General features: G+C 72.8%; 5 protein-coding genes. All 5 read right to left on the bottom strand.

Annotation, left to right across the window (positions count from 1 at the left end; translation table 11 throughout):
* Window positions 1-3,892: beta-ketoacyl synthase N-terminal-like domain-containing protein (locus MCBG_RS00645; protein ID WP_198033251.1), on the bottom strand; the 3,892-nt coding region annotated here is incomplete at its 3' end.
* A 1,322-nt stretch (window positions 3,893-5,214) separates the two neighbouring features.
* Window positions 5,215-7,239, bottom strand: coding sequence for a hypothetical protein (locus MCBG_RS00640; protein WP_043329952.1), 2,025 nt, complete (start codon window positions 7,237-7,239; stop codon window positions 5,215-5,217).
* A 199-nt stretch (window positions 7,240-7,438) separates the two neighbouring features.
* On the bottom strand, window positions 7,439-8,167 hold the full coding sequence (locus tag MCBG_RS33380) for a hypothetical protein (protein WP_223200971.1): 729 nt from the start codon (window positions 8,165-8,167) through the stop codon (window positions 7,439-7,441).
* A 4-nt stretch (window positions 8,168-8,171) separates the two neighbouring features.
* Window positions 8,172-9,140, bottom strand: a complete 969-nt coding sequence (locus MCBG_RS33375; RefSeq protein WP_223200970.1) for an FAD-dependent monooxygenase — start codon at window positions 9,138-9,140, stop codon at window positions 8,172-8,174.
* A 116-nt stretch (window positions 9,141-9,256) separates the two neighbouring features.
* Window positions 9,257-9,543: hypothetical protein (locus MCBG_RS00630; protein ID WP_223200969.1), on the bottom strand; the 287-nt coding region annotated here is incomplete at its 5' end.

Below are 9,543 nucleotides of genomic sequence, written 5' to 3'. Positions count from 1 at the left end.
GGGCGTCCAGCAGACTCGCGTCGCCCCGGCCGGTGACCAGGTCGAGCAGGGAGAAGTCGACGTACTGCCGCAGCGCCCGGTCGCACTGCGCGAACGTGTCGCGGAACGCCGCTCGGCGAGCAGGTCCTCGGTGATCGGCCACCACCGGGGCCCCCTGGCCGGAGAACACGAAGACGGGCTTCGGGCGCCGGGAGACGCGCCGGGCGCCCCACGACAGCCCGGGCCGTTCCGTGCCGGCCGCGTACGCGACGAGCGCGTCCCGTACCTGCTCGGGCGAGTCACCGACGCAGGCCAGCCGGTGCTCGTGGTGGGTGCGGCGCACGGCGGCGGCGGCGCAGACGGCGGCGAGGTCCGCGCCTTCGCCGGGCGGGGGCAGCTTCGCCGCGTACCGCCGGGCGAGTTCGCCGAGCGCCTCGGGGGTACGGGCCGAGATGGTCAGCAGCCGGGCCGGGTCCGCCGGGGCGCCTCCGGCGGGCGCGCTGCCGTTGAGGCGGAGGTCGCCGGGCGCGGCAGCCGTTTCGGAGGAGGCGTGCCGGTCGGACCGGGGCGGCTCGGCGAGGACCAGGTGCGCGTTGGTGCCGCCGAAGCCGAACGAGCTGACTCCGGCGACGGCCCGCGCGTACCCGTCCGGCCACGGCTGGCCGGTGTCGGCCACCTGGAGCGCGAGCTGCGCGAACGGGATGTGCGGGTTGGGCTGCCGGTAGTGCAGGGTCGGCGGGATCTGCCGGTGCCGCAGGACCAGCGCGGCCTTGATCAGGCCGGCGATCCCGGCGGCGGCCTCCAGGTGGCCGAGGTTGGACTTGACCGATCCGATGAACAGGGGCCGCGCCGGATCGCGGTCGGCGCAGACCACGGCGGCGAGCGCCTTGGCCTCGATCGGGTCGCCGAGCAGCGTGCCGGTGCCGTGCGCCTCGACGTAGCCGACCTGTTCCGGCGCCACGCCGGCCCGCTCGTACGCGCTGCGCAGCACCGCCTCCTGGGCGTGCGGGTTCGGCGCCATCAGCCCGTTGGTCCGGCCGTCCTGGTTGACCGCCCCGCCGAGGATCACCCCGTAGATCGGGTCCTGGTCGGCGAGCGCCCGGGACAGCGGCTTGAGGATCACCACGCCGGCGCCCTCGGCGCGGACGTAGCCGTCGGCCCGGGCGTCGAAGGTCTTGCAGCGACCGTCGCCCGCCATCGCGCCGGCCTTGCTGAAGTTGATCGCCAGCGCGGGTGACAGGACCACGTTGACCCCGCCGGCGACGGCCAGCGTGCAGTCTCCCCGGCTCAGGCTGGTGACGGCCTGGTGCACCGCGACCAGCGAGGAGGAGCAGGCGGTGTCGACGGCGATGCTCGGGCCGCGCAGGTCGAACAGGTACGACAGGCGGTTCGCCGCGATGCTGAACGCGTTGCCGGTGCCGGTGTACGCGTCGACCCGGTCGAGGTCGGCGAGGGTGAGCTGGGCGTAGTCGCTGGTGGCGATGCCGATGAAGACGCCGGTCGGGGAGCCGGCCAGGTCGTCGGCGGCCAAGCCGGCGTCCTCCAGCGCTTCCCAGGTCACCTCGGCGAGAAGCCGCTGCTGCGGGTCCATCCGGGCGGCCTCGTGGGCGGCGATGCCGAAGAAGTGCGGGTCGAACTGGTCGATCCGGTCCAGGAAGCCGCCCCAGCGGGTGGTCGTCCTTCCGGGCGTCGTCGCGTCGTCGGTGTGCAGCTCGTCGGCGTCCCACCGGTCGGCGGGCACCTCGCGGACCGCGTCGCGTCCTTCGGTCAGCAGGCGCCAGAAGCTCTCCGGTCCGTCGACGCCGCCGGGGAGGCGGCAGCCGATGCCGATGACGGCGACGGCCTCGTCGGTCGCGTCCGCGTGGCCCGCGGTCGCCTCGGCGCCGGTCGCCGTGGTCGCGGCCGGATCGGCCTGCGCCGTGGGCTCGACCGGCGCGGCGGGTTCGGAGCCGGTGGCCGGGTCGCCGAGGTGGGCGGCCAGCGCCTCGATGGTCGGGTACTCCCAGATCAGGGTCGCGGACAGGGTACGGCCCAGCCACGTCTCCAGTTCGCCCACGAGCCCGACCATCTCCACCGACTGCAGCCCGTACGTGGCGACGGGCCGGGTGGGGTCCACCGCCTGCGGGCTGATCCCCAGCCGGGCGGCCAGCTCCGCCACGAGGCGCTGCTCGACCTCGGCGCGACCGGGCGCGGCCACGGCCGGTGCCGGCGTGCTGCCCGCACCGCCGGTGACGTGTTCCGGGTCGGCCGCGCTCCAGCGCGCCAGCACCGTGAGGTCGCCGGTGAGGAAGGACTGCCGGGCGGCCCGCCGTTGCAGCTTTCCGCTGGAGGTCTTCGGGATGCTGCCCTGCTTGATCAGGACCACGTCGTGCACCTGGAGGCCGTGCTCCTGGGCGACCGCGCCGCGGATCGCCGTGACGACGCGCTCGGCGTCGAGCCGGGCGCGGCTGCCGCCGACCTCCTGGATGACGACGAGCCGCTCCTCCCCGTCGACCTCCACCGAACAGGCCACGCCGCAGCCCGGACGCAGCGTCGGATCGCTCTGCTCGACCGTCACCTCGATGTCGCTCGGGTAGTGGTTCCGCCCGGCGATGATGATCAGGTCCTTGTGCCGGCCGGTGACGAACAGCTCCCCGTCGTCGGTCAGGAAGCCCAGGTCGCCGGTGCGCAGGAACGGGCCGTCGCCGCTGCCGGCGAGCCGGGCCCGGAAGGTCTCCTCGCTCTCCTGCGGGCGTCCCCAGTAGCCCTGGGCGACGCTGCCGCCACCGAACCAGATCTCGCCGACCCGGCCGGCCGGGAGCCGCTCGCAGGTAGCGGGGTCGACGATGACCAGCTCGTGCCCGGCGGCCGCCGTTCCGCAGCTGACGAGCGTCCGGCTCTCCTCGTCCGGGCCGGCCTCGACCGCCCGGTTGTCGGCGAGGTCGGCGGCACGCACGCGGCGTACTGCCGGTTCGGTGCCGGCCAGCCCGCCGGCGACGAACAGCGCCGCCTCGGCCAGGCCGTAGCAGGGGTAGAAGGCCTCGCGGCGGAACCCGCTGGGCCCGAAGGCCGCCACGAACCGGTCGATGGTCTCGGCCCGGACCGGCTCGGCCCCGCTGAACGCCAGCCGCCAGCTGCTCAGGTCCAGCGCCGCGCGTTCGTCCGCGGTGGTCTTCGCCAGGCACAGCTCGTAACCGAAGTTGGGGCTGCCGCTGAGCGTGGCCCGGTAGGTGGAGATGGCCTGCAGCCAGCGGAGCGGGCGCTTGAGGAACGACGTCGGTGACATGAAGGTCGCCGGGAACCCGGCGTAGAGCGGCTGCAGCATGGCGCCGATCAGCCCCATGTCGTGGTACGGCGGCAGCCAGCTCACCAGCCGGGTGGTCTCGACGTCGGTGATGAAACGCTGGTTCGTCACCTCGAGGTTGGCCAGCAGGTTGGCGTGGCTGAGCACCACGCCCTTCGGCCGCCCGGTGGAGCCGGACGTGTACTGGAGGAACGCCACGTCGTCACCGCCGAGGCCGGGCTCGCGCCACCCGTCGGCCACGGCCGGGTCGATCCGGTCGACGGCCTGCCAGACGAGCGAGCCCAGCGCGGGCGCCAGCGCGGTGATCTGGCCGGCCATCGCGGTGATCTCCGCCGGCGCGAGCACGATAGCGGGACGGGCGTCCTGGATCACGCCGATCAGCCGGGGCAGGGTCCGCTTGAGCAGCACCGGGTTCGGCGGATACACCGGTACGGCGATCACCCGGGCGTAGAGGCAGCCCAGGAACGCGGCGAGGTAGTCCAGGCCCGGTGGGCAGACGATGAGCGCCCGCTCGCCCTCGTTCACGCGCTCTCGCAACGTGGCGGCGATGGCCCGGGCCCGCCGATCCATGTCGGCGTTGGAAATGGCGACCTCGTCGTTCTCGCCGTCGGCCAGGAACCGATAGGTCACGCCGTCCGGACGGTCGAGAAGGACCGCACGGAACCGGTCGACCAGGGTGCCGGGTTTCGGCGGTTGACCAGCGCGACCGGCGGACCCGGCCGACTGTCGCACTGGGTCGGCCGCATCGCCTCGTCCTGGCAGGGAAATGCCCACGATCCGATTCCTTCTGACGTCCGGTAAAGGCACAGTAGGTCCGGCGCGAATGCATGATTAATGCTGCGTTCGCACCACGTTAATAATCCGGAAAGCACGTTCTGGACTTCGCGAAATGATCCGCGTTCGTCCCGCCGACTACCAGGACGGCGGCGGCACCAGCATCCCGGCGTTCATCGGCGAGTGTCAACCCTGATCGTTGATAAAGTTTGTGTAACTCGGCTTTCCCAGGAGGCGCAAGCAACGCACCGAGCGCCAACTCCCCGACAGGCGGGAACGATTTTCATAACTGCAGGTGAACGCAGCTCTGCCACTGTCGGATAATTGCGCGCCACTTACCCGACAGTCGACCCGGAGCAGCGCCCCGCCCGGCAGGGAGCGCGCAAAAGCGCAGGCCGTAGGTCATCACGGCATACACAGCGGCGCGCCTTACCGCAGGGAAAACGCGGGCGAACGCGCGTACGGCGGCCCACGTGCCCCGCTGCGCCATGCCCGTGACAGGTGGTGCGCTTCAGCCAAGAAGCGCGTCGGCGGGCGTCATCCGCCCCGCCTATGCCGTCCTCGCCGCACATATTGACGAGTGGAATAAACGCCGTCGTGTACGGGCCTGAAACTCCTGGCCAAGGCCCGTCTGATAGCCGATGACATCATCCAGACTACCTCCCCCGGAGCGCAGCATAACACCAGGCGTCGCTCTGCGTTGCCCGTCGATCACGCCAATCAGGGCCACCAATCCGGGCAGCCAAGATCAGTATGCTCACGACACTCCACGCGACCTGCGGAAATGGCTTCCGCATCCGGATCGGGGCGCGCGATAAGCGCGTCGACCAAAGGAAAGGAGTGGGGGAAAACAAGAGGAAGAAGTCCTCAAAATTGCCCTGATCCACGGGGTTGACTTCTCGCCCAGGAGCCCGTGCCGGCCGGTCTCATCCACCCGTGCCGCAATCACGGACTGGAGGGACATGTCCGTCTCATGTGGAATCGGCGCCTTATCGGAGACAGTTCCTACTGCGGAGAAGAGCCGGATAATGAGGTCTTGTTCGGGATCTGGCCGTAAAGACGCGGGATATCCAATCGCTGATTCACCTGTCAGCGATCAGACGCCGCGCGCCGCTGCCGGTGGCGCCACTCCCCCGGCGGCGGACCGGGCGTGCGCCATCGCACGCCCGGTCCGGACGTCACGGGCAGGGCCGGCCCGGGCAGACGTCGATCACCTTGCCGGTGAGCAGGAAGACGGCCTTCTGCCGCTGCGCGCCGGGCTGCGCGCGGGGGAACTCGTGCGAGTCCTCGCCGTACTCCGGTCCGGCCGGGGCGAGGTTCGTCGGCGGTGGCGCGTACGCCGCGCCGCTGTTCCAGACCACCATGGCCGAGCCCGCGTACGGGTACCTGCGGATCGGCGCGATGCCCCAGAACGGGCGCACGTCCGGTGACCAGCCGTCGGCGAGCGCCGGAGTGTGCAGGCGGGCGCCGATGGTGCGGGCCTGCACCTCCGCCGCCGCGGTGGAGACCTGCTGGTCGGCGAAGGCCACGTGCATCAGGACCCGGTGCGCCGGGGTACGCGGCAGCGGCCGGTCGGTCATGTGCTGGGCGTACCCGTTGGCCTCGGACCGGTCCCACAGCATCTGCAACAACCCGAAGACGAGCTGCTGATCGATCTTGTCCGGGTAGTAGCCGTCCAGGACGGTCTGGAACGGGGCGAAATCGACGCTGCGCTGCAGCAGCGTGGAGTAGTTCATCGCGGGCACGCCGAGCACCGAGCGGGTCCAGTCCTGGGCGATGGCGGTCAGCGCGCCGCCGTTGATGCCGCCCTGGCTGTTGCCGTCGTAGTGCAGCCCGCCGGCCACGTCGATCAGCGGCCGTCCGGCGGCGTCGCGGAACGCCGGGTGGGCGGCGAACCCGTTGCGATGGATCATCGTCCGGCCGAGGAAGAGGAAGTTCAGGAAGCTCTGCTGGAGCCGGTCGGCCACCGCCGGGAAGGCGCTGAGGTCGGTGAAGGCGCCCGCCACGTACGGGACGTCGGCCGCCGCCATGCCGATCCAGCTGGTCGCGCAGAAGGTGAAGTCGTACGTCTGCGACATCGTCTTGACGTTGCCGGCGTTGATCTCGGTGGGCCGGCCGAGCAGACCGTGGCCGTAGAGCGACAGGTGGGCTGGCTTCGTGGCGGACGCGCTGCGCGGGATGTTGCAGACGAAGTCGGCCGCCACCGTCGTGCCGGACGGTGTGGGCAGCGCGTTCGGCGTCGGCGGCGTGCCGTCGCCGCCGGGCGGACCGTAGTGCAGCCGGGAGCCCGGTCCCCCGTCACCGGTCAGGTAGGACGGCACGGCGACGGTGCCGGTCACCTGCCGGGCGATCAGCGGGTCCTGCTCGGGCGTGTAGTCGGTGACCTGGCTGACGGTGAACGAGGGAGCGCGGCGGCCGAGCGCGGCGAACGCGCCGTCCCGGACCGCCAGCATCCGCCCGGTCAGACCGTGCCGGCTGGCGACGGTGAAGTCCCAGGCCAGGTAGAGGCTGTGCCGCTTGACGCCGGCCCGGGTCAGGTCGGCGAGGATCCGTTTCATCTGCGGCGCGCGCGGGTCACGCCGGTCCAGGCCCGCGCCGGTCACGTAACTGCGGAACGCCTTCGGGGCCGGGATCAGCGCGCCGTCGCCGTCGCGCATGCCGCGCAGGCCGACGACGTACCGGGCGCCCTCGGTCAGCGCGACCGCCGGCCGGATGATCAGCACCTGCCGGTCCGGGTTGCCGGCGGCGTGCGCGTCCAGTTCGGCCCAGTACGGCGTACGCCGCCCGGTGCGGGCGTCGAGCAGCACGATCGGCGCGTCCGGCGCCAGCGAGCGCGCGACGTCGGTGACCGGCGCGATCCGGGTCCGCGTGGCGTCGAGACCGGGTACGCGCGCCAGGATCGGCGAGCCGGGGCTGAACCCGTCCTGCCGGTTCCACTCCGCCGGGTCGATCGGTACGCCGAGCACGTTCGCCGGCATCGCGGAGGCGGCGAACCGCACCCGCTTGCCGGTCGGCGTGCTGCGGTCCGGCACGGTGAAGTAGTCGTTGGGGAACGGCAGCAGGCAGGCCGCCGGGTCGATCGGGTCGCAGGACCGGTTCGCGGCCGGCGCGGGCGGCGCCGCGGCGGCGCCGGAGCCGAGCAACACGGCCGATACGGTCACCAGCGCGGACACGGCGAGACGGAGCCGTCTGGGGGTGGGCACGCGCGTCTCCTTCGGCATCGGAGTGTGGTACGACGGTGGTGGATGGTGGTGCTCTTCCTACGCGCGTGCACGCATCCCGGCAAGGGCGTGCCCCGTCCACGAGGTCTGGTACGACCAGGGCGGGTGGTGGTGGGTGACCTCCGTGCCGTCCGCTGTGGACGACGAGAGGCCCCGGGAGGCACGACTGCCGGGCGTCCGGTCACGAATCGGCTGCCGCCGCGAGTCCCGGGGTGTCCGCCCGGCTCCGGCCTCCGTCCGGCGCGCCGAGCGCGGCGGACAGGTCCCGCCCGGCCTGCTCGATCCCACCGGCAGCCACCATGGCGAACACGAACCGGTCCGGCCGCAGCACCACCAGGTCGGCGCCGTGCCGTCGCAGCCACCCGCCGAGCACCCCCTCGGCGTCCACCACGTCGACCCGGTCCGGCCCGCCGGGTGCCGGAGAGCCGGCAAGCGGATCCGGCAGGTCGGCGAGCGACGTACCGCTCGGGTGGACCGCGACGAACCGCGCCGGCAGCCCCGGCCGCCACGCTCCGAGCGGGTTGTCCACGCCGGCGCGGCCGAGCACGGCGAAACCGTCGCCGAGCACCTCGTCGAGCAGGCGCGTCCCGGGCGCGCCCGGGACGAGGACCCGCGGCTGGGGGAACATCGTCCCGACCACGCCGGCGCGCCGCCCGCCGGCCATCAGGCCCCGCCGGTACGCCGGCACCGGCTTGAACTCGAAGTGCTCCACGAACCGCCGTACCCGGGGGATCGTCTGCACCGCCCGCAGCGCGGCGTCGCGCATTCCGGCGGTGACCCGGTTGCGGGCCAGGAAGACGTGCCCCAGCCGGACGCTCGTGCGCGCCATCTCCACCGTGTGCGGGCGCCGCTCGATCTCGTACGTGTCGAGCACTGCGGCGTCGGCGACGCCGGACAGCACCAGCGACAAGCTTTCACGACAGGTTCGCCGCGTCGCGCAGGCCGCTGCACAGTCCCTGGCCCATGAACGGCGGCATCTGGTGGGCGGCGTCGCCGAGCAGGAACACCCGTCCCTCCCGCCACCGTCGCGCGATGAGGTGGTGGAAGGTGTAGACCACCGCGCGGGTGACTGTGAACCGGTCCGGATCGACGTACGGCGAGACGAGCGCGGCGACGGTCTCGGGCCGCCGCATCTCGTCCTCGGTCTCCCCCGGGCGCAGCATGAACTCCATCCGGTAGCTGCCTGCCGCGCCCGGGGACACGAACGCCGGACGCCGCCAGTCGCAGACGAACCGGGTGTCCCCGACCCGTACCGCGTCGGGCGGCACGTCGCCGGAGACGGCCAGCCACGGCTCGGCGTAGCTCGCCCCGGACAGCGGGATCCGGACGGCGGCGCGGGTGGCGCTGCGCGCGCCGTCGCAGCCGAGCACGTACCGGGCGCGGACCGTCCGCCGCTGCCCGGTGGCCACGTCGGACAGCAGCACGGTGACCCCGTCCTCGTCCTGGGTGAGGCCGGCCATCTCGGTGCCGAGCGAGAGCTGCACGTGCGGGAACCGGTCCAGCCCGGTACGCAGCGTGTGTTCCAGCCGAGGCTGGTCGAAGAAGCGCAGCGGCGCGTGCCCGTACCCGAAGTCCGTCTCGGACAGCGCCATCCGGGCGAAGACCCGGCCGGCGCCGTTGACGTATTCCACGAGCGGCGGCGCGACAGTGGCGTCGCGGATCTCGTCGAGCAGGCCGGCCTGCTGGTAGATGCGCATCGCCTCGTCGTCGCAGGAGAAGGCCCGCGGCTGGCCGTGCGCCGTCGCACTGCGCTCCACGACGAGCGTGCGGACGCCGCGGGCGCCGAGCAGGTTCGCGGTGAGCGCGCCCACCGGCCCGCAGCCGATGACGGCGACGTCGACCTCCTGGACGGCCTGGCGATCCGGCGGCTGAACTGATCCCATCGTGATGCCCTTTCGGAACGTGGTCCCGGACGGCTCCGGCCGTCCGACGCCGACCAGGGCACCAGCCCGGCGTGGAAAGGGTGTGGAGAAGGCGTGGAGGCGGGCCGCCACACCGGTCAGAACGTCGCGAACCGCTGCCGCAGCAGTGCGGCGCCCTGGTCGGCGGCGATCCGGGCGCCGAGGTCCCACTCCGCGCGGTCGCGGCGCGCGACCCCACGGATCCGGTGCAGCTCCGCGACGACGACGCGCTCACCGAACCGGTCCGCCACGGCCAGCCCTTCCTCGGCCAGCGTCGCGGCGGTCTCCGCGCGGCCGGCGGTCAGGTACGCCTCGGCCATCGCGGCACACGTGATGGTGCGGTGGACCGCAACCCGGGACGGTAGAACCCGTCGGCGGCAGCGCG

The sequence above is a fragment of the Micromonospora sp. M42 genome (assembly GCF_000568915.1).
GTDB lineage: Bacteria > Actinomycetota > Actinomycetes > Mycobacteriales > Micromonosporaceae > Micromonospora > Micromonospora chalcea.
Note: the sequence above shows the minus strand (reverse complement) of the source record. Positions and strands in the feature narration are given on the sequence as shown.